Origin of the sequence: Amycolatopsis halotolerans (assembly GCF_042647905.1) — a bacterium.
GTDB classification, from domain to species: domain Bacteria; phylum Actinomycetota; class Actinomycetes; order Mycobacteriales; family Pseudonocardiaceae; genus Amycolatopsis; species Amycolatopsis halotolerans.
The window spans coordinates 1-20,234 of the sequence record NZ_JBHRWI010000020.1 but is presented as its reverse complement, the minus strand read 5'-3'; the positions used below and the strand labels follow the sequence as shown (position 1 = coordinate 20,234).

At 68.7% G+C, this 20,234-nt stretch carries 21 protein-coding genes; 12 read left to right on the top strand and 9 right to left on the bottom strand.

Annotated elements, in window-relative coordinates; translation table 11 throughout:
* Positions 1-5: 5 nt before the first annotated feature.
* The 4 genes from ACFORO_RS15095 to ACFORO_RS15080 all read right to left on the bottom strand — a co-directional run bounded on the left by ACFORO_RS15095 (position 6) and on the right by ACFORO_RS15080 (position 4,107).
* Positions 6-1,643 carry an alpha/beta hydrolase gene (locus ACFORO_RS15095; protein ID WP_377868067.1) on the bottom strand — a complete coding sequence of 546 codons (1,638 nt, stop codon included), beginning with the start codon at positions 1,641-1,643 and terminating at the stop codon, positions 6-8.
* The gene (locus ACFORO_RS15090) at positions 1,643-1,960 is read right to left on the bottom strand and encodes a hypothetical protein (protein WP_377868068.1); all 318 of its coding nucleotides are present in this window, start codon (positions 1,958-1,960) and stop codon (positions 1,643-1,645) included. Before ACFORO_RS15090 ends, ACFORO_RS15095 begins: the two co-directional genes overlap by 1 nt.
* 189 nt (positions 1,961-2,149) lie before the next feature.
* Positions 2,150-3,181, bottom strand: a complete 1,032-nt coding sequence (fbaA, locus tag ACFORO_RS15085) for a class II fructose-bisphosphate aldolase (protein WP_354740812.1) — start codon at positions 3,179-3,181, stop codon at positions 2,150-2,152.
* A 104-nt stretch (positions 3,182-3,285) separates the two neighbouring features.
* Positions 3,286-4,107, bottom strand: coding sequence for an LLM class F420-dependent oxidoreductase (locus tag ACFORO_RS15080; protein ID WP_377868069.1), 822 nt, complete (start codon positions 4,105-4,107; stop codon positions 3,286-3,288).
* Positions 4,108-4,169: 62 nt separating this feature from the next.
* On the opposite strand from ACFORO_RS15080, the gene ACFORO_RS15075 reads away from it, so the two are divergent.
* The 3 genes from ACFORO_RS15075 to ACFORO_RS15065 all read left to right on the top strand — a co-directional run bounded on the left by ACFORO_RS15075 (position 4,170) and on the right by ACFORO_RS15065 (position 6,537).
* Positions 4,170-5,084, top strand: coding sequence for an aldo/keto reductase (locus tag ACFORO_RS15075; protein ID WP_377868070.1), 915 nt, complete (start codon positions 4,170-4,172; stop codon positions 5,082-5,084).
* An 81-nt stretch (positions 5,085-5,165) separates the two neighbouring features.
* The gene (locus tag ACFORO_RS15070) at positions 5,166-6,056 is read left to right on the top strand and encodes an SDR family oxidoreductase (RefSeq protein ID WP_377868071.1); all 891 of its coding nucleotides are present in this window, start codon (positions 5,166-5,168) and stop codon (positions 6,054-6,056) included.
* A 7-nt stretch (positions 6,057-6,063) separates the two neighbouring features.
* Positions 6,064-6,537, top strand: a complete 474-nt coding sequence (locus tag ACFORO_RS15065; protein ID WP_354740804.1) for a pyridoxamine 5'-phosphate oxidase family protein — start codon at positions 6,064-6,066, stop codon at positions 6,535-6,537.
* Here ACFORO_RS15065 and ACFORO_RS15060 read toward each other — a convergent pair.
* A complete protein-coding gene (locus ACFORO_RS15060; protein WP_377868072.1) occupies positions 6,534-7,583 on the bottom strand; it encodes a zinc-binding dehydrogenase in 1,050 nt (349 codons plus the stop codon). The genes ACFORO_RS15065 and ACFORO_RS15060 overlap by 4 nt on opposite strands.
* Positions 7,584-7,651: 68 nt before the next feature.
* On the opposite strand from ACFORO_RS15060, the gene ACFORO_RS15055 reads away from it, so the two are divergent.
* The 4 genes from ACFORO_RS15055 to ACFORO_RS15040 all read left to right on the top strand — a co-directional run bounded on the left by ACFORO_RS15055 (position 7,652) and on the right by ACFORO_RS15040 (position 11,816).
* Positions 7,652-8,419 carry a helix-turn-helix transcriptional regulator gene (locus tag ACFORO_RS15055; protein ID WP_377868073.1) on the top strand — a complete coding sequence of 256 codons (768 nt, stop codon included), beginning with the start codon at positions 7,652-7,654 and terminating at the stop codon, positions 8,417-8,419.
* 75 nt (positions 8,420-8,494) lie between these two features.
* Positions 8,495-9,964, top strand: coding sequence for a flavin-containing monooxygenase (locus ACFORO_RS15050; RefSeq protein WP_354740798.1), 1,470 nt, complete (start codon positions 8,495-8,497; stop codon positions 9,962-9,964).
* A complete protein-coding gene (locus tag ACFORO_RS15045) occupies positions 9,961-10,821 on the top strand; it encodes a metal-dependent hydrolase (RefSeq protein WP_354740796.1) in 861 nt (286 codons plus the stop codon). Before ACFORO_RS15050 ends, ACFORO_RS15045 begins: the two co-directional genes overlap by 4 nt.
* A complete protein-coding gene (locus tag ACFORO_RS15040) occupies positions 10,818-11,816 on the top strand; it encodes a PDR/VanB family oxidoreductase (RefSeq protein WP_377896572.1) in 999 nt (332 codons plus the stop codon). Before ACFORO_RS15045 ends, ACFORO_RS15040 begins: the two co-directional genes overlap by 4 nt.
* 178 nt (positions 11,817-11,994) lie before the next feature.
* Here ACFORO_RS15040 and ACFORO_RS15035 read toward each other — a convergent pair whose 3' ends face one another.
* Positions 11,995-12,279 carry a YciI family protein gene (locus tag ACFORO_RS15035; protein ID WP_344266529.1) on the bottom strand — a complete coding sequence of 95 codons (285 nt, stop codon included), beginning with the start codon at positions 12,277-12,279 and terminating at the stop codon, positions 11,995-11,997.
* A gap of 195 nt (positions 12,280-12,474) precedes the next feature.
* Here ACFORO_RS15035 and ACFORO_RS15030 point away from each other — a divergent pair, with 195 nt between their 5' ends.
* From ACFORO_RS15030 to ACFORO_RS15015, 4 genes are all read left to right on the top strand, one after another.
* Entirely contained in the window at positions 12,475-13,050 is a 576-nt protein-coding gene (locus ACFORO_RS15030) for a SigE family RNA polymerase sigma factor (RefSeq protein WP_051172562.1), read from the top strand.
* Between the two features lie 52 nt (positions 13,051-13,102).
* Positions 13,103-14,293, top strand: a complete 1,191-nt coding sequence (gene nagA / locus ACFORO_RS15025; RefSeq protein WP_344266539.1) for an N-acetylglucosamine-6-phosphate deacetylase — start codon at positions 13,103-13,105, stop codon at positions 14,291-14,293.
* 32 nt (positions 14,294-14,325) lie between these two features.
* A complete protein-coding gene (locus tag ACFORO_RS15020; RefSeq protein ID WP_354740792.1) occupies positions 14,326-14,904 on the top strand; it encodes a hypothetical protein in 579 nt (192 codons plus the stop codon).
* A gap of 141 nt (positions 14,905-15,045) precedes the next feature.
* Positions 15,046-15,750, top strand: a complete 705-nt coding sequence (locus tag ACFORO_RS15015) for a DedA family protein (protein ID WP_354740791.1) — start codon at positions 15,046-15,048, stop codon at positions 15,748-15,750.
* 192 nt (positions 15,751-15,942) lie between these two features.
* Here ACFORO_RS15015 and ACFORO_RS15010 read toward each other — a convergent pair whose 3' ends face one another.
* From ACFORO_RS15010 to ACFORO_RS15000, 3 genes are all read right to left on the bottom strand, one after another.
* Positions 15,943-17,337, bottom strand: coding sequence for an FAD-binding oxidoreductase (locus ACFORO_RS15010; protein ID WP_377868075.1), 1,395 nt, complete (start codon positions 17,335-17,337; stop codon positions 15,943-15,945).
* A gap of 50 nt (positions 17,338-17,387) precedes the next feature.
* Positions 17,388-17,984, bottom strand: a complete 597-nt coding sequence (locus tag ACFORO_RS15005; protein ID WP_377868076.1) for a class I SAM-dependent methyltransferase — start codon at positions 17,982-17,984, stop codon at positions 17,388-17,390.
* Between the two features lie 75 nt (positions 17,985-18,059).
* Positions 18,060-18,941 (bottom strand): SDR family oxidoreductase, encoded by an 882-nt coding sequence (locus ACFORO_RS15000; protein ID WP_377868077.1) that lies wholly within the window; start codon positions 18,939-18,941, stop codon positions 18,060-18,062.
* An 89-nt stretch (positions 18,942-19,030) separates the two neighbouring features.
* Between ACFORO_RS15000 and ACFORO_RS14995 the strand changes: the two genes are divergently transcribed.
* A complete protein-coding gene (locus ACFORO_RS14995; RefSeq protein ID WP_377868078.1) occupies positions 19,031-19,609 on the top strand; it encodes a TetR/AcrR family transcriptional regulator in 579 nt (192 codons plus the stop codon).
* Positions 19,610-20,234: the final 625 nt, after the last annotated feature.

Genomic DNA, 20,234 nt, shown 5'->3' with positions numbered 1-20,234 from the left:
CACAGTTAGAAGGTCGGTTGGCCGGCGATGACGCGTCCCATGTTGTTGAGCGCCTTGTTGCCGGGATCCCAGTACATCGAGTGAGCGGCTGCGTTGTAACCGAATGCGTACCACGGCCCTTCGGTGCTCTGCTTCGGATTGCTTGGTCCCGCGCTGAATGTGTTGGCATCGCTGAAGTTCTGCGGCTCGATGCCGTGCACGGGCGCGAGCTGGATCGGATCGTGCGGATCTACGGTGGAGTGAACGTGCTCTGCCGGAATCCCGAGTTCACTGGCCTGGTTCACACCGACGCCGGGACTGGCGACGAAAACGATGTCGTCGACATTGAGGTGTTCGTCGCGCGCGGCATGGCCGATAACGGTAGTGCCGTAACTGTGGCCGATCATCGTGTTGTGTGACGGCGCACCCTGATGGGTCTCACGGAGCCCGTCCTGGAAGCGGTCGAGGTCCTTCTTCGCGTTGTCCGCGTAGTCACCGCTCATCGCGTTGGGCACCACATCGTCCGGTGCGTCGTAACCGACCCAGGAGACCACCGCCGTAGACGGCGACCCAGCTTTCGCCGCCGAGTCGAACATGCGGTCAGACCGATCCATCTCGCCTTTGATCTTGCCGAGTTCCGCGCCAGTACCGGGAACGTAGGTGGCGACGTTCTTCGCCGCGTCCGGGTTGCCCACCGAGACGATCGCCTTGCCGTCCCCGCTGGCGTCCAAGCCGATCAAGAAAGTCTGCTTCCCGCCCGGGCCGATGTTATTGAGCCGCTCCTCGATCGCACGAAGGCCATTGAGTTTCCCCGCGATCTCGTCGAACTTTTCCTTGCCCGGCCAGTCGGCCTGGTGTGGGGAACGAGGGTCGTTCGGATTGGCTCTGGAGACTTCGGTCGCTTCTGCCTGGAGCTTGTCGATCTCCCGATGAAGCACCGCCCGGTTGGCCGTATCCCGATCCACGATCGGGATGCCGTCCAGGTTGCGGACCAGATCAGGCGAATCCCGCAGAACGGCAGCCTTAGCGGTGTCAGAGAGGCTGTACCACCAAGCTTTGTTGTCACCCGGAGTTCCGCCTGCGGGCGGGCCGATGATCGAGAGCCCGCTTTGCGCGGTGCCCGCAGCGGCTGCCTGAGCAAGCGTGCCCGCGTCCCGCTCGGTTATCTCGCCACGCAGAGCCCGAGTCATGATCGCGGCCAGGTCGGCGTCTACGTCGTTCGCCCGGCGAAGGATCTGCTCGACCCGGTCCACGAGTTCGACCCGGATCTTCTCTCGCTGCGCCGCAACGTCCGGGGGTGGAGGCTGGCCGGATGTCGGTGGAGCGACCACCGCGCCGTCGCCTCCGATCACCCACGAGTTCGTCCGGGCCAGCTCGTCGGTCTCGGCTACCACCGCCGCGATGCGCTCGACCGCGATTTGCGCCTCGTGAGCTCCTCGACGGACGGCGGACACTTCGGCTACCCGCTGCTCCAGAGTCGAGATCAGCGAGTTGCCCCTGGCCGAGGCAGCACCTGCGGCATCGCCTGTCCAGCCGTCGAACTTCGCCGCGTTCTCCACATCGTCGTTTAACGCGAGCAACTGGTTGCAGCGCTGGTTAAGAGCGTCGGAGACTCCGCCGATCGCCGCGGTGTTCCAGCGCCGTACGTCCGCCCACGCGACCATCAGACCGGCCTCGGCCCACCGTGTACAGGGATTACCCGCAGATCATGCGCTGCCGCCTGATCGTCTGTGCGGTACCGACGAGCCGCGGCAATAAGCTGGTCGGCGTATTCGTCCATGTTTTTCGTCCAGGCAAGCAGCTCGCGCCCCCACATATCGCCGAGCATCCGCGCCGCCTCGATTGCCGTCCCGCCAGGCAATCCCTGTGCGACGCCAACCAGAGTGCCCGCCAGATCAACCGATTGCGCACCGTCTGCCGACCGCTTCGCGGCTACTGAGGACTTCTCGATCGCATCGATCACGACCTCAAACCCACTCATCGCACCCCCTGCACACCGTGACCCTCCGATCACACTATGACCGGAGTGCAGCGCAAAGGCCCGCCGGAGTACCCGAAAATCACCCCTATGGCCGTTTCAGAAATGCAGCGAAGAGCTTTCTCGCGGGCGAACCCAAGAAGGCCGCCCCGACCAAAAGATCGAGACGGCCTCCCCACCAGAAAAACCCCGTCAGCCCAGCTTCTGCCCAGCCGAGCCCAGCGCCTGCGTAGCTTCGACCACCCGGGTCGCCATGCCCGCTTCCGCGGCCTTCAGGTAGCTGCGCGGGTCGTAGACCTTCTTGTTCCCGACCTCGCCGTCGATCTTCAGCACTCCGTCGTAGTTCTTGAAGAAGTGGTCCGCGATCGGGCGGGTGAACGCGTACTGCGTGTCGGTGTCCACGTTCATCTTCACCACGCCATACGAAACCGCCTCGCGGATTTCCTCCGGGAGGGAGCCCGAGCCGCCGTGGAAGACCAGCTCGAAGGGCTTCGAGCCGGCGTCCAGGCCGAGCTTCTTCGCGGCCGCTTCCTGACCGCCCTTGAGGACGTCCGGGCGGAGCTTCACGTTGCCCGGCTTGTACACGCCGTGCACGTTGCCGAAGGTCGCGGCCAGCAGGTAACGGCCCTTTTCGCCGGCGCCCAGCGCGTCGATCGTCTTCAGGAAGTCGCCCTCGGCGGTGTACAGCTTCTCGTTGATCTCCGCTTCGACGCCGTCTTCCTCGCCGCCGACCACGCCGATTTCGACCTCGAGGATGATGTTCGCCGCCGCGGCCTTGGCGAGCAGTTCCTGCGCGATGTCCAGGTTCTCGTCGAGGTCGATGGCCGAACCGTCCCACATGTGGGACTGGAACAGCGGCAGCCCGCCGTTCCGGACGCGCTCGGCGGAGATCTCGATCAGCGGGCGGACGAAACCGTCCAGCTTGTCCTTCGGGCAGTGGTCGGTGTGCAGCGCGACGTTGACGTCGTACTTCGCCGCGACCACCTGAGCGAACTCGGCCAGCGCGGTCGCGCCGACAACCATGTCCTTCACCTTCTGCCCGGACGCGAACTCCGCGCCGCCGGTGGAGAACTGGATGATCCCGTCGCTCTCCGCCTCGGCGAACCCGCGGATCGCGGCGTTCACGGTTTCCGACGAGGTCACGTTGATGGCCGGGTAGGCGAACTCGTTCGCCTTCGCCCGGTCGAGCATCTCCGCGTACACCTCGGGGGTGGCGATGGGCATCGGTTCCTCCTCGAGACGACTGGCTTCTACAGCGGCATCGTACGAGGTGGACCGGTCGCGCCGACCGGTCCTACCTCACACGAGACGAAACCGACTGGAGCGATTCAGAGGAGCTCCGCCGCGATTGCCCGGTAGGCAGGGAACGGATCGTCGTCCAGCGACTGCACGCTGACGTGGTCAGCCCCCGCGTCGAGGTGCGCCCGCAGGCCCTTGGCCAGCGCTTTTCCGTCCCCGTGGACGGCGAGCGCGTCGATCAGGCGGTCGCTGCCCTTCCCGGCGATGTCCTCCTCGGAGAAGCCGTGCTTGCGCAGGTTCGCGGTGTAGTTGGACAGCCCGAGATAGAACTGCACAGTCTTGCGGCCGGTCTCGCGCGCCCGCTCCGGATCGGTGTCGAAGACGACCTTCTGCTCGGGCGCGAGCAGCGCCCCGGAGCCGAGGATCTCCCGCGCGGCCTGGGTGTGTTCCGGAGTGGTCAGGTACGGGTGCGCGGCGGCGGTGCGGTCGCGGGCGAGTTCGAGCACCTTCGGGCCGAGCGCGGCCAGCGCCCGCGACTCCTTGGGCACCCCGGCCGCGTCGAGCGCGTCCAGGTATTCGACCAGCGCCGCGTACGGCTTCTTGTACTCCTGTGTGTGCTCGCGGTGGCCCGCGCCGACGCCGAGCAGGAACCGGCCCGGGTACTTGTCCTCGATGCGGCGGAACGCCCGCGCGGCGCTCTCGGGCTCGTCGGCCCAGATGTTGACGATCCCGGTGGCGACCTTGATCCGCTCGGTCGCGGCCAGCAGTTCGTCGACGATCGCCAGGTCGCCGCCGGGGGAACCGCCGAGCCAGACCGTGCCGTAACCCAGTTTCTCCAGCTCGGCGGCGAACGCGCCGTCCAGCTGGGTCGACATCCGCCAAACGCCTAGCTTGCCCAGTTCGATAGCCATAACCCGCCCAACGCGCGATAACCCGGTTTTCCTCCCGTCCCGGCCGGATTAGGTTCGAAAGCATGACCAAGCTCGGTACTACGGAACTGGACATCCACGGCCTCAACCTCGGCTGCAACGTCTTCGGCAACACCGTGGACGAACCCGCGTCATTCGTTGTTCTCGACGCGTACACCGCGGCCGGCGGGAACTTCCTCGACACCGCCAACACCTATGGCGGCGGTGGCGGTTCCGAAACGATCATCGGCAACTGGTTCGCCAAGCGCGGCCGCCGCGACGACATCGTCCTCGCCACCAAGGTCGGCGGCGGAGACCAGCGACCCGGCCTCTCCGCTAAGAACATCGCCGCGGCAGCCGAGGAATCGTTGCGCCGCCTGCGAACCGACCACATCGATCTGTACTACGCACACGTGGACGATCTCGACACTCCGCAGGAAGAAACCCTCGCCGCGTTCGACCAGCTCGTGCGCGACGGCAAGGTCCGCCACATCGCGGCGTCCAACTACGAGCCGGACCGCCTCGCCTCCGCACTGTCCATTTCGGACCAGAATGGCCTCGCTCGATACGTGGCCCTGCAACCGCACTACAACCTGGTCGAACGCGACTACGAGCGAGAGTTGGCCCCGCTCGTCGCCCGCGAAAAACTGGCGACGCTGCCGTATTTCGGGCTGGCCAAGGGATTCCTCACCGGCAAGTACCGCTCGAAGGACGAGCCGGGCGACTCGCCGCGCGCTCCGCGGGCACTGGCCTACCTCGACGCCCGCGGCGAACGAGTGCTCGCCGCACTGGACGAGGTGGCTGCCGCGCACAACGCCTCGGTCGCCAGCGTCTCGCTCGCTTGGCTCCGTCAGCAGCCGACCGTCGCCGCGCCGATCGCCAGCGCGCGGACCCCGGAGCAGCTCGTTGACCTGCTCGCTTCGGTCGAGCTGACCCTGACCGACGCCGAACTCACCGCTTTGGGCGAAGCGTCGAACTGATACTTACCGAACAGTAGCTTACTGCGGGTAGGTTGTTGTACGGTGCCCTCCGGACAGGCAAAACCGGCTCAGGAGGGCACCGTGGCTCAGAAGCAGGTCGACGGCAAGGTCGTGCTCATCACCGGAGCCGCTCGCGGGATCGGAGCCGGCCTGGCCGAGCGGCTCGCCGCGCGCGGAGCCAAGGTCGCGCTCGTCGGGCTCGAAGCCGCCGAGCAGGAGGCGGTCGCCAAGCGGATCGGGCCGAGCGCGAAGTCCTGGGAAGCCGACGTGACCAGCTGGGACGACCTCGAGCGCGTCACCGAGGGCGTGGTCGAGCACTTCGGCGGCATCGACATCGTCATCGCCAACGCGGGCATCGCGACCGCCGGTTTCGTGCGCTCGGTGGACCGCGCCGCGTTCGAGCGGGTGATCGAGGTCGACCTGCTCGGCGTGTGGCGCACGTTCCGCGTCACGCTCCCGCACGTGATCGAACGCCGCGGCTACCTGCTCGGCATTTCCTCGCTCGCGGCGATCACGCACGCGCCCGGCATGGCGAACTACGCGGCGGCGAAGGCGGGCGTCGAGGCGTTCTGCAACAGCCTCCGCGCGGAGGTCGCGCACCTCGGCGTGAAGGTCGGCGTCGCGCACCCGACCTGGATCCGCACCGACCTGGTCGAAAGCGCGGACGCGCACCCCGTGTTCGGCAAGCTGCGTTCCGGCATGCCGGGCCTGCTCGGCAAGACCTACCCGCTGGACGTCGCGCTCGACGACCTGGAGGCCGGGATTCTGCGCCGCGCCAGGACGATCCACGTGCCACGCTGGGTCGGCGGCCTGAAGCTGCTGCGCTCGTTCCTGCCGCCGATCGTCGAACTGGGCGCGCGGACCCGGGTGCCGGCGGCGGACCGGGCCGCGCTGAAGGACGTCGAGGAGCGCGGCGCGTTCGAGTCGTCGGTCAACGGCCACGGCGGGCGCGCGGCCACGAAGCACAGCTAGGAGCGCCATGTCCCGTCGCGACCAGATCCGGATGACTCCGGACGAGGTGCAGGCCTACCTGGCCGAGCAGAAGGTCATCAACGTGGCCTCGGTCGGCCCGAACGGCAGGCCGCACCTCACCGCCCTCTGGTACTACCCGCACGAGGGCGGGGTCGCGACGTGGACGTATGGCACCTCGCAGAAGGCGAAGAACCTGCGCCGGCTGCCCGAGGCGACGGTGCTGATCGAAAGCGGCGACGCGTACGACCAGCTGCGCGGGCTTTCCTTCGAGGCGGACGTCGAGTTCGTCGAGGACACCGACCAGGTCACGGCGATGGGGATCGCGCTGATGATGCGCTACTCCGGGGCCGAACCGGGCGCGCCGGTGCCCGACGAGCTGCGGACCTTCATCGAACGGCAGGCCCCGAAGCGGCTCGGGCTGATCCTGCGTCCGACGAAGATCGCGAGCTGGGACCACTCGAAACTCGGCGGCACCTACTAAGGCACCAGGGCGACAAAGCTCAGCCCGGAAGTACGTTCTGCCAGGTCAAGCGCGCTTTCCGGGTCGTCAAAGCCCACCTTCAGCAGCTCCACTGCGGACAGGTCCAGCACGCCTGAGCGGACCAAGTTCCACACCCTCGTCACCGTCTCGTCGTCGCTCATCCAGGAGCCGCGCAAGGTGAGCCTGCGGTGCATGAAGTCGCTGTACGGAATGGTGAGGTCCTGACGTACGCCGCCGACGAGCACCAGCGTGCCGCGTACGCGCAGGCTGTCGTAGGCGGCCATCGTCGCGTCCGCCGTGGGCGTGGCGCCGAGGGTGTCTAGGGCGATGTCCACCGGGCCGATCGCCGTCGCGTCCGTCGTGCGATCGCCGGTCAGCTGGTGGGTGCGGACGCGCGGGCCGAGTTCGGCCAGCCGGTCGAGCGCCACCTTGTTGCGGCCCACCGCCGTCACCGTCGCCGCGCCTTCCGCCAACGCCAGCATCACCGCAGCGCCGCCCATCTGACCGGTCGCGCCGATCACCGCGACATCCCGCCCGGCCAGCGGACCTGCCGTGCGCAGTCCCGCGGCGGCAACGCAGAGCCACGGCAAAAACGCCAGCCGCGCCGGGTCCGGGTAATTCTCGGCATCGGGCAGTTTGACCATCGTTTCCTTGGCACACAACGCTTTCTCCGCGAAGGCCCCGTCACGCCACACCTCGCGCATACGGTCCGTGCGTTCACTGCCGCCGGAACCGCCAAGGCCGACCCAGCCGACCAGGATCTCGTCGCCATCGCCCGCGTTGAGCAACGCCGTGTCCAGGACGACGTCGCCGGGCGCGACATGGAAGACGTCCGGCGCGACGTCGGTCACGCGTCCGATGCACGAGGGGCCAAGGATCAGCGGGGTCAGCAGGCCGCCGCGACCACCCGTCACCACCGCCTTTGTGTACGCCGGGAGGTGCGCGGCGAGTACCTCCACGACCACGCCGCCGCCTTGGAGAGAAGGCTCCGGGACCTCGGAGAGGCGCAGGTCGTCGTCTTGTGAAGCAACAGTCCAAGCTCGCATACGACAAGCCTCGCGCGCCGTTAAGCTGGTATCCAGAATCGCTTTATTCTGGTACTGGAGGTTCTAGGGTGAGCGTCGAACTGGGCACTTTCCTGCGCAGCCGCCGCGAGCGGATCGCCCCGGCCGACGCGGGCCTGCCGATCACCGGACGCCGCCGCACGCCCGGGCTGCGCCGCGAGGAGCTGGCCCTGCTCGCCGGAATCAGCGCCACCTGGCTCACCTATCTCGAGCAGGGCCGCGCCGTCCGCCCGTCCGACCAGGTGCTCGACGCCCTGGCCCGCGCACTGCGGCTGACCAGCGCCGAACAGGAGCACCTGCGCCGCCTCGCCGACGGCGGGAAGACGTCCGAGGACGCTCCCGAAGAGGCTGCGCCCGAGGTCGCGGGCGTCCCGGCGATGCTGGGCGACAACCCCGCGTACGTCACCGGCATCTGCTACGACCTGCTCGCGTACAACGATGCCGCCGCCGAGCTGTTCCGGAACATCGGCCCGGGGGCGAACGTCGTCCGCTGGATGTTCACCGAGCCCGCGGCCCGCGAGGTCCTGGTCGACTGGGAGCAGGAGGCGCGCAACATCCTGGCCCGGCTGCGGGCGATCGCCGGACGGCATCCCGAGCACCCGCGCGTGACCCGTCTCGTGGCCGAGCTGACCGAGGCCAGCCCCGAGGTGCGCGAGTGGTGGCCGCACTACGAAATCCAGTTCAGCCACGCAGGTCACAAGCGCTTTCGACACCCCAGGCTCGGCGTGGTCACCGCGTCGCACGCCGCGTTCCACGTGGCCGAGCGACCGGAGCAGACACTGGTGGTCTACCGGCTGCCGAGTGGTACTGACGAGTAGGAAGTACTTTCAAGTAACTGTTACCTGAGGTAACATCAACGCTGCCAGACCCCCAGCGCAGCGGAGGCCGACAAGATGACCGAGCGGTTCAAGGTCGTGATCGTGGGCACCGGGTTTTCCGGGCTCGGCCAGGCGATCCAGCTCGAAAAAGCGGGCATCCGGGACTACGTGATCCTGGAGAAGGCCGACGAGGTCGGCGGCACCTGGCGGGACAACTCGTACCCCGGCTGCGCGTGCGACGTGCAGTCGCACATGTACTCGTTCTCCTACGCGCAGAACCCGGACTGGAGCCGGTCGTTCTCGCCGCAGCCGGAGATCTTCGACTACCTCAAGGGCGTCGCCGACTCCTACCGACTCCGCGACCGGATTCGCTTCGGCGTCGAAATCACCGGCGCGCACTGGGACGAGGGCGAACGCCGCTGGACGATCGAGACCAAGGGCGGTGCCGAGTTTTCCGCGCAGTTCCTCGTCGCCGGCGTCGGCGGCCTGCACATCCCGCAGATCCCGAAACTGCCGGGGATCGCCAAGTTCAAGGGCCAGACCTGGCATTCGGCGCAGTGGAACCACGAGTTCGACCTGGCGGGCAAGCGGGTCGCGGTGGTCGGCACCGGCGCGAGCGCGGTGCAGTTCGTGCCGAAGATCGCGCCCGAGGTCGGCGAACTGACGCTGTTCCAGCGCACGCCGCCGTGGATCATGCCGAAGCCGGACCACGCGATGCCGGGCTGGGCCAGGCAGTTGTTCAAGCGCGTTCCGGGCACGCAGCGGCTGTACCGCAACGCGTTGTACTGGATGCTCGAATCCCGCGCGATCGGGTTCAACGGGCATCCGAAACTCATGCAGGCCGCCGAGGTTCTCGCGCGCAGGCACATCGCGAAGGGCATCAAAGACCCCGCGCTGCGCCGGAAAGTCACGCCCGACTACACGATGGGCTGCAAACGCGTCCTGCTGTCGAACGACTATTTCCCCGCACTGGACCGGCCGAACGTCGATGTCGTCACCGACGGTATCGCCGAGGTGCGCGCGCACAGCATCGTCGACACCGCCGGGGTCGAGCACGAGGTCGACGCGATCGTCTACGGCACCGGCTTCAAGGTGACCGACGCGCTGGAGTACCTCGACATCACCGGCGTCGGCGGCCGCAATCTCGCGAAAACCTGGTCCACCGAAGGAATCCAGACGCACAAGGGCATCACCGTGTCCGGCTTCCCGAACCTCTTCTTCCTGCTCGGCCCGAACACCGCGCTCGGCCACAACTCCGTGGTGTTCATGATCGAATCGCAGTCCCGTTACGTGGTCGACGCGATCCGGCTGGCCGACTCGCGCGGCGCCGCGGCGCTCGACGTCCGGCCGTCGGTGCAGGACGAGTTCCAGGAACAGATCCAGGACAAGCTCGTCAAGGGCGTGTGGACCCAGGGCGGCTGCAAGAGCTGGTACCTCGACGCGAAGGGCGTCAACCGGACGATCTGGCCGGGCTTCACCTGGCGGTACTGGCTGGAGACCCGCCGCGTCGAGCCGAGCGACTACGAACTGAGCGGCCGGTCATGAGTGCCGACCACGAACAGATCGTGCTCCACGCCCGTGACGTGGAGTTCGATTGGTCGAAGCTGCCGATGCACTGGATTCCCGGGCAGCCGCAGGCCACGCACAGCATCAACGTGCTCCATCTCGCGCTGCCCGAAGGCGAACGCTGGTTCGTCGAGGTGTTCAAGCAGGCCGTCCCGCTGATCCGCGACGAGCGGCTCAAGGAGGACGTGCTCGGGTTCATCGGCCAGGAGGCGATGCACGCCGAGGCGCACGACGGCGCGGCCGAACACCTGGAGTCCGCCGGGGTTTCCGTGCGGCCGTACATCGCGCAGATGGAGTGGATGTTCCGGCGGCTGCTCGGCGACCGGCCCGGATCGAGCCGGGAGTGGCTGATCGAACGGCTCGCGCTGGTCGCGGCGATCGAGCACTACACGGCGTTTCTCGGCCAGTGGATCCTCGACGCGAAGGAACTCGACGCGGCAGGCGCGGACGAGACGATGCTGGATCTCCTTCGCTGGCACGGCGCCGAGGAAGTCGAGCACCGCTCGGTGGCCTACGACCTGTTCTGCCACCTCGACGGCCGCTACGGTCGGCGAGTGCGTTCGATGCTCGTGGTGACGCCGGTGCTGGCGTGGGTTTTCCTTCGCGGGACGCGATTTCTGATGAAGAACGACCCGACTCGCCCTGGCCGCACCAGCTGGCGGGCCTACCGGCGCGCCGCCCGCCAGGGGCTGCTGCCGGGACCGCGCGAACTGCTGCACGAGATCCGGCCGTACTTCCGGAAGTCCTATCACCCCACCGAAACCGGCAACACCGACCAGGCGGTGGCGTACCTGGCGAGTTCGCCCGCGGCCAAGGCCGCCGACGCTCCGCGATGACCGCACCGCAGTTCCCGCCCCGGCTCGACGGCAGCGGCAGACGCGACCGGCTGATGTCCACTTTGGTCGCCGTCACCGCGACTTACCGGCGGCTGGCGGAGATTTCCGGTCGACGGCGTCCGCCGGTGCAGGATGTCGACCGGCGGCTGCCGCTGGTCGTCGACGCCGTGCGCGCCGAGGCCGACGGTGTGGTCAGCCTGCGTCTCGTGCGTCCGGACGGAACTTCGCTACCCGCTTGGCGTCCAGGCGCGCACATCGACCTGATGCTGCCTTCAGGGGAAGTGCGGCAGTACTCGCTGTGCGGCTCGCCTTCGGACCTGTCGCACTACCGGATTGCCGTGCGGCGCCTCGGTTCCGCGTCCGCCGAGGTGCACGCGCTCACTGCCGGAACTCGCGTCACGGTGCGCGGTCCGCGCAATGCTTTCCCGTTCGTCGCCGCGCCCGCGTACCACTTCATCGCGGGCGGAATCGGGATCACGCCGATCCTGCCGATGGTGCACCGCGCGGAGGCGAGCGGCGCGGATTGGCGGCTGGTTTACACCGGCCGCGACCGGGAGTCGATGCCGTTCCTCGACGAGCTCCCGGCCGAGCGGGTGCGGATCCGGCCGGACAAAGAATTCGGCATCCCGGCGTCCGGCGCGGAGCTGCTGGAGGAAATGCCCGCCGGCGCTTCGGTGTACTGCTGCGGCCCGGTGCCGATGATCACCGGCGTCCGCGTCGACCTGGCCCGCACGGGCAACGCCTCGGTCTACTTCGAACGGTTCTCGCCGCCGCCGATCGTGGACGGCGAGCCGTTCCGCGTGGTCCTGCGCCGCAGCGGGCACACCCTCGACGTGCCCGCCGACCGCTCCACGCTCGACGTGGTGCGCGAGGTGCTGCCGGACGTGCCGTACTCGTGCCGACAGGGCTTCTGCGGCACCTGCGAGGTGACGGCCGAAGACGGCGGGCGGGTGCGGATCTGCGTCGACCGCGGGCCCGCCGTCCTGGAGCTCTAGCCCAACGCCAAGGATTTAAGCCGCGCGACCGGCGGGCAAGATCGGCTCGCTCCGGGAGCGGGGGTGTTGTCGTACGTGAGGGGAACCCTGAGGGACTCTGATTCCCTCAGGGTTCCCCTCACGTACTCGCGGAACCGGGCCTGAGGCCGCGCGGCTTAAGTCCCTGGCATCCGGAGCTTTAGTTCTGCGGGGGAACCCAATCGCCGAGCACCGGCTTGAACTCGCGAACAGTGCGCTCGGCCACGACGCCCTCGAGCGCGTACGGGTCGTTGTCGATCAGCTCGGCCAGCGCCGCCTCGTCCTCGGCCTGCCAGAGCACCAGGCCGCCGGAGTTGTCGGCGAGCGGACCCGCGACGGCGACCCGGCCTGCCTCGACGTGCTCTTTCAGGTAGTCCCGGTGCCGCGGCCGGACGTCGGCCAGCTTCTCCTGGACGTAGCGGATTTCGACGAGGTACCAGGCCATGCGCTTACTCCCGGGGTGAACACGACGGTGACGCCGCAGACGCTACCGGTGACCGCCGGGCGGACGCACCATGCGAGCGGTGGCAGCGCAACGCCGACCCGATAGGCTGGGCGCGGGCGGAACCTGTGTGCACGCTGAGCCCATCGCGCGCCAACGGGCCTGCTGAGCGGACACGTCGAGGACAGGCGGGGATACATGCTGGAGGGGAACGCGGAACGCAGCGTCGAGGCGACCCTCGGCCACCTGCGGACCATGGACGGGCCGGTCCCGGCGCAGCCGCCGACCGCCCCGTTGAACCTGGAAGACCTCTACCGGCAGCACCGGATGCGGCTCGTGCGGCTCGCCATCCTGCTGGTCGACGAGCCGGCCACGGCCGAGGACGTCGTGCAGGAGGCCTTCACCGGGTTGCACCGCAACTGGGGCAGGCTGCGCGACGCCGCGGCGGCGGTCGGCTACCTGCGCACCGCGGTGGTCAACGGATCGCGCAGCGTGCTGCGGCGGCGCAAGACCGCGCGCGAGTACGTGCCCCCGCACGCGGTGAACGCCCGGTCCGCGGAAAGCCTCGCGATGCTTTCCAGCGAGCACCAGGCCGTGGTCAACGCGCTGTCGAAGCTTCCGCCGCGCCAGCGCGAGGTGCTCGTGCTGCGCTACTACGGCGGGCTGAGCGAAGCGGAGATTTCGGAAGCCGCGGGCATTTCGAAGGGCACCGTGAAGTCAACCGCCAGCCGAGCGCTTGAGGCGTTACAGAAGGCGATGCAGCCGCCCCAGTGACCTGGGCGGACCAATCTCGCGCTGGTCGGCCCTCTCTGGTCCAGACCAATATATGCTGGACCGCGTGAAGCACCCCGGAGACTTCGTCATCACGGGCGGCCGCGTCGTGGCCCCGGACCGCGTACTCGACGACGGCTGGCTCGCCGTGTCCGGCGGACAGATCGCCGCGGTAGGCACCGGCACGCCCCCGAGCAGCCCGGACGCCGCGACGGTCGACGTCGCCGGGGCGCTGGTCGTGCCGGGTTTCGTGGACACCCACTGCCACGGCGGCGGCGGCGCCTCGTTCTCGACGCTCGACCCGGACGAGATCCGCACCGCGGTCCGCGCCCACCGCCGCCACGGCACCACGACCATGCTCGCGAGCCTGGTCTCCGACCCGATCGACCTGCTCACCGAGCAGATCGCGGCGCTGCGCGAACTCGTGCAGGAGGGCGACCTCGCGGGCATCCACCTGGAGGGCCCGTTCATCTCGCGCGCCCGCTGCGGCGCGCACGATCCGGACACTCTGCGTGAACCGGACACCGGCACTGTCGAGAAGCTGCTGCGCGCCGGACACGGCTCCATCCGGATGGTCACGCTGGCACCGGAGCTGAACGGCGGCGTCAAGGCGGTCCGGCAGCTCGCGGAGTCGGGCGTGATCGCCGCGATCGGCCACACCGACGGGGTCGCCGACCAGCTGGTTCCGGCCATCGACGCCGGTGCGACGGTCGCCACCCACCTGTTCAACGGCATGCGCCCGCTGCACCACCGCGAGCCGGGCCCGGTCGGCGTGCTGCTCGACGACGAGCGCGTGACGGTCGAATTGATCTGCGACCTGGTGCACCTGCACCCGACCGTCGTGCGGCTGGCCGCGCAGCACGCGGGCCGCGGCCGGACGGTGCTGATCACCGACGCCATGTCGGCCACCGACGCCGCCGACGGCCGCTACACCCTCGGCAGGCTGGCGGTCGACGTCCACGACGGCGTCGCCACCTTGGACAACGGTTCACTCGCCGGAAGCACGCTGACCATGGACAACGCCTTCCGCAACCTGGTGAAGGGTGCGAAACTCGACGTACTGGACGCGGTCCGGGCGACGTCGGCGCGACCCGCCGAACTGCTCGGCATCGCCGACCGCACCGGTGCGCTGCGTCCCGGCCTCGCCGCGGACGCCGTGATCCTGGACGACGACCTTCGCCCGTCCAGGGTGCTGCACCGGGGCGAATGGGTGGCCGAGGCGGGCCGGGCTACCTTGAGTACGTGACGAGCTAGCACTTCGACAGGCGGACGGAGCGGATGAGCGAGCCGAAAGACCCGGAACGGTTACTGGCCGACGCGCTGCGTGCACAAGCCGTCTTCGCTCCGCACGTCGTGGCGAACCCGGTCGACGAGCAGGCTGGGTCCGGGACCGGTGCGCAGGGCGCGGTCCAGCCTGGTGCTTCCGGCACGGGTTCGTTCAGCGCGGCCGGTGGTCCCGGCATTTCCGGCCCTGGTGCCGTAGGAACCGGCTCCTTCAACGCCGCTCCGGCCGCTGGTCCCGCTCCGGCGTCCGGCACCGGGTCGTTCGGCGCCTCGGCCCAGACTGGCGCGCCGTCGCAGACCGGCCCGACCACCGAACTGCCGCCCAACTACGGCCTGCTGTCCGGTGCGGGTGCGGACTCGCTCGCCCGCGAACGCGCCGCCCTCGACGCGGCCGACTACACCTCGCCCGGCACGACCGGCTCGATCCCGCCGGTCGGGGCCAGCGACGCGACCGTCCGCCGTCCCGTCCAGGCGGCGCAGAGCGGCCCCCTGCCCGCGCACTGGGTCCTGTTGCTGGCCGTGCTGCTGGGACTGGCCGCCGGGTCCGTCATCGGCCTGCTTACGCTGATCTGAGGCCTTTGATCCGCCCCGGTTGCCCGGACGGCCACTCCCGCGGGCACTCCCGGGCCGAGTTCTTAACCCCGATCCCACACCGATGACCTGCGATTCCTTGCCCGATGAGGCCACCGTGAGTCACCCTGTACCGTTTTCGGTGTGATTCTCGCCCAGAACACAGTGACCACCATGTCCCTGCTGCCGTCGTGGCTGGACCCGCAGCATCTGCTGAACGGGCTGACGGCGCCCGTGATCGCCGTGCTGTGCTTGATCATCTTCATCGAGAGCAGCATCTTCCCGGTGCTGCCCGGCGACTCGCTGCTCTTCACCGCGGGCCTGTTCATCGCGAACGGCACGCTGAAGGCTCCGCTGTGGCTGGTGTGCGTGCTGGTCACGGTCGCCGCGCTGCTGGGCAACGTCGTGGGGTACTACCTCGGCTACTTCGTCGGGCCGAAGCTGTTCAGCAGGCCGGACTCGAAGTTCTTCAAGCAGGAGTACGTCGACAAGACGCACGGCTTCCTGGAGAAGCACGGTCCGAAGGCGGTCGTGCTGGCCCGGTTCGTGCCGTTCGTGCGGACGTTCATCACCTGGATCGCGGGCATCGGCCGGATGGACCCGAAGCGCTACTTCACGTACACGGTCCTCGGCGGCGTCCTCTGGGCCGCGGGCATCACCGTGCTGGGGTCGCTGCTGGGCAACATCGGCTTCATCCGGGACAACGTCGACGCGATCTTCGTCCTCATCGTGCTGGTGTCGGTGGTGCCGATCGCCATCGAGTACCTGAAGAGCCGCCGCGAGAAGAAGGCTCGTCCGGCCGACGATTCCGCCGACGTCACGCAGCAGATCCCGCGCGTGCGCGACTGAGTTTTCTTGGCTGACCGAAGCGGCGTCCGGACTTTCCGGACGCCGCTTCGTCGTTGCCGGGTTTCTCAGTAGCGCGCGATATGGGGCGAGTTCACTCCCGCGGAGGTCCGTGAGGGGAACCCTGAGGGAATCAGAGTTCCTCAGGGTTCCCCTCACGGACCTCCGCATCGCGCACCGGGGCCGCGCTGGGGGTCAGTCGGTCATCGAGAACATCGAGCCCGGGTTGAAGAGGTTTTCCGGGTCGAGGGCCGCTTTGATCTGCCGGTGCACGCGGATCCCGACCGGGCCGATCTCGCGGGCGAGCCATTCGCGCTTGATCTTGCCGACGCCGTGCTCGCCGGTCACCGTGCCGCCCAGCGACAGGCCGACCTCGAGGATCTCGTCGAACGCCTGCTGGGCGCGCGCGAACTCGTCCTCGGAATCGGGCGCGTACACGATGGTCGGGTGCATGTTCCCGTCCCCGGCGTGGCCGACGACGGCGATCTTGAGCCCGACCTTCTCGCTGATCCGTTCGCAGCCGCGGATCAGTTCGGCGATCCGGGTGCGGGGCACGCTGACGTCGTCGGTGAGCCAGACGCCGTAGGTCTCCAGCGCGGTCAGCACGACGCGGCGGGCCTGCAGCAGCATCTTGCCCTCTTCGAGGTCGTCCGTGGCGTAGACGAGGTCCGCGCCGCAGTCGGTGCAGATCTGCTCGAGCAGTGCCAGTTCGCGCCGAGCCGCCTCGCCGCCCGCGTCGGACTGGCCGAGCAACAGGGCCTGGCAGTCCGAGCCCGCGCCGAGGTCGGTGTTGAGATAGGTCTCGGACGCCTTGATCGACGCCGCGTCCATGATCTCCAGCAGCGACGGCACCAGCCCCTCGCGCACCGCCCGCGCGACCGCCTCGCCGGCCGCCTCGGTGGTGTTGAACCCGGCGACAAAAGTGGCCGGGGCCTGCGGCAGCGGCCGCAGCGAGACGGTCGCCTGGGTGATGACGCCGAGCGTGCCCTCGCTGCCGATGAACAGCTTGGTGAGGTCGTACCCCGCGACGCCCTTCACCGTGCGGCGGCCGGTTTTCAGCAGCGATCCGTCGGCGAGCACGACTTCGAGGCCGAGCACCGAATCGGTGGTCACGCCGTATTTCACGCAGCAGAGGCCGCCGGCGTTGGTGGAGAGGTTGCCGCCGATGGTGCACCAGTCGTAGCTGGAGGGGTCGGGCGGATAGAACAGGCCGTGCTTCTCGACGGCGGTCCGGAAGTCGAGGTTGACGACGCCCGGCTGCACGACAGCGAGCCGGTTGCCCGCGTCGACCTCGACGATCTCGTTCAGCTTCGTCAGCGAAAGCACGACACAGCCGTCGATCGCATTGGCCGCGCCGGAAAGCCCGCTGCCCGCCCCGCGCGGCACGATGGGGACTCTCGCTTCGGCACAGGCACGGACAGCCGCCTGCACTCCCGCGGTATCCGCCGGAAGCACTACCGCCAGCGGTTTCCCCGAGGGAGCGAGCGGCATCATGTCGCGCGCGTAGGCGTCGGTGACGTCAGCGTCGGTGAGCACCGCGGCCGGGCCGAGGTCGTCCCGAAGCCGCTGGAGGAGGGCGTCGTTGCTCATTCCCGCATGGTAAACCGGGATGTTCGCAGTGCGGAATATTAATTCCGATATTAGCTGGTCCGATGGGCGCGCAGGACGGTGTCGCGAGTGTGCCCCGTCCCTGGCGGAGCAGGCGACACCCGCGGCCGACTCTCGTTGACGAGGACGGTCCACTCGTCGCCGAGAACCCGCGCGATGTCGTCGGGCTGGCAGTAGCCGGAGTGCTCCGGCCCCAGGTCGCGCGGGTCGTGACTGCCGAAAAGGAAGGTCCCGCCGGGCGCGACCGCGTCGAGCAGCTTCCGCACCACCCCGTCGTCGTGGCGGAGCGGGAAATACTGGACGCTGACCAGGTCGAACGCCCTCGCCGGAACCGGACTCGCGGCCAGATCCGAACACACCCAGGCGATCCCGGCGTGCGCGGCGGCCGCCCGCTGCAACGCGGTGCGCGAGATGTCGAGCGCCGTCACCTGCCAGCCGCGCGCGGCCAGCCACCGCGCATCCCCGCCTTCGCCGCACCCGACGTCCAACGCCTGCCCCGGCGGCAGCCCCTCGACCTCGGTGACGAGCACGCCGTTGGGCTCGCCGCTGAAGACCTGCTCACGACTGCGGTAGAGGTCTTCCCAGAACTGCGCGTCCTGTGGTGCTTCGGGTTTTCCGGACGGAGCCATTTTCGCTACCACCTCCGCCGTTCACGATTCCGCTGAACGCGTCGAACGACAAGGTTCTTTGCCGGAACCGCAAAATCAGCCTTGAAGGTTCTCCAGGTCCGCCAACAAGCCGGGGTGTTTCGGCGCCCAGCCGAGCGCTTGCTGGGTGTGCGCACTGGAGGAGGGCTGATCGGTCGCGAAAATGGGACCGAGCGGCCCGTAAGTCTCCTCCGGCACCGATTCGACCGGGAGCCCCAACCGCCGTCCGATCACCGCCGCGATGTCAGCGACCCGAACGCCTTCGTCGGCGACCGCGTGCCAGGACGTACCGGACTCGGCCTTCTCCAGAGCGAGCCGGAAGAGCACCGCCGCGTCGAGCGCGTGCACCGCCGGCCACCGCTGCGTGCCGTCGCCCGGGTAACCGGACACTCCCGTTTGCCGGGCGATATTGGTCAACAGACCGGCGAACCCACCCTCGCCGTTGTTGTGCACCGTGCGCGGCAGGCGTACCGCTGAGGTCCGGACCCCGCGATCCGCGAACCCCAGCACCTCGGCGACCGTGCGCCCCCTCCCGCCGACGGGCCCGTCAGTCGAAACCGGATCAGCCTCGGTCGACGCGCGACCCGGCGCATACGGCGTTCCGGAAACCGTGACCAACGGCCGGTCGCTTCCGACGAGCGCCTCAGCCTGCACCTTGAGCGCCGACGTCTCCTCGGCGACCGCGTTCGCGAGGGCTTCGTCGCTGCTGAACGCATTGGCGAAGGCGAGGTGAACCACCCCGTCGGCCTTGGCCGCGGCCTCGCGGATCACGTCCAAGTCGGCCAGCGCACCCCGCACCGGTTCAGCGCCAGCCTTTTCGGCCGCCGCGGCGGAGGCTTCCGACCGGGCGAGCGCGAGGACGGAGTGACCGTTGCCCAGCAGTTCGGCGACGACAGCGGAGCCGATCAAACCGGTCGCTCCGGTGACGAACACGCGCATGGATTTCTCCCTCACAGTGATGAGACTCTTGTCCCGTCACACGCTACCAGCGTGACGGGACAAAGGTCTCATCACATAGGATGGTTTTTATGGCCCGATGGGAACCCGGAGCGCGCGAACGGCTGGTCGTGGCGGCTGTCGACCTGTTCGCCGAACAGGGCTACGACGCCACGACGGTCGCGCAGATCGCTGAGCGCGCCGGCGTCACCAAGAGCACGTTCTTCCGGCATTTCCCGGACAAGCGAGAGCTGCTGGTGGCCGGACAGGAAACGCTGAGCCGACTGCTCGCTGAGGGCATCGCCGACGCACCCGCCGACGCCAGCCCGCTGGAAGCCGTCGCGGGAGGTCTGCGCCGCGCCGCGACCGCGATGGGCCCGATGAACCGGGAGCTCGCCCCTCGGCTGAAGGCTGCCGTCGCGGCCAGTACGGAACTCCAGGAACGGGACGCGCTGAAGAGCGTCGGCCTCGCCGCGGCGATGACTGCCGCCCTGACCGCCCGCGGTCTGCCCGACGCGACCGCGGCGCTTGCCAGCGAGTTGGGGGTGCTGGCTTTCAAGCGAGGTTATTTCGAGTGGTCGGAGAGCGACCGCGGGGATGACGCTGATCCGGCGGAGTATTTGGTGGCCGCGCTGGAGGAGCTTCGCGCGGCCAGCGCTTCGCTGGGCTGACCGGCGGAGCCGATCCTGCCCGCCCGCGTGCTGCGGCTTGGGCCGGACAGCATCCGCTCCCAGACAAGCGACTCCCTCTCGCCAGTGAGGAACTTCGCGCAGCGAGCACCTCAATGGGCTTTTCTCACTAGCGCACGGGGGTTCTCGGCCCCACCGAGGGGTTTCCCACTAGCGCACGGGGGTTCGCGCCCCCACCGAGAGGTTTTCCGCTAGCGCACGGAAGTTCGCGCCCCCACCGAGAGGTTTTCCCACTAGCGCACGGAAGTTCTCGCCCCTGCCGACCGGCCCGGCGCGGTGCCGAGGTCCACCGCGCCCCGGCCGCCGTTCCCGCGCGCCTTAGCTTGAGTTTTAAGGTCCGGGTGTCTGAGTGGGTGCCCGGTTGGTCATGGGTGAAGCCCTTGGTTGATCATTCTTCTTGCGACAGAAGGAAGATCACGACCAAGGGCTTCGATGGACAGTGTGCACGATGCCGGCGCGGCCACCGCGCTGGGGGATCTGTCCGAGTTCCGGCAGGAGTTCTACGGGTGCCTGACCGCGCGGGCGGACGCGTTGTTCGAGCTGGCCGATGCGGCGCTGTGCGCCGGCGGGCCGGTGGGCTCGCTGGTCGAGCTGTCGCTGGAGCCTG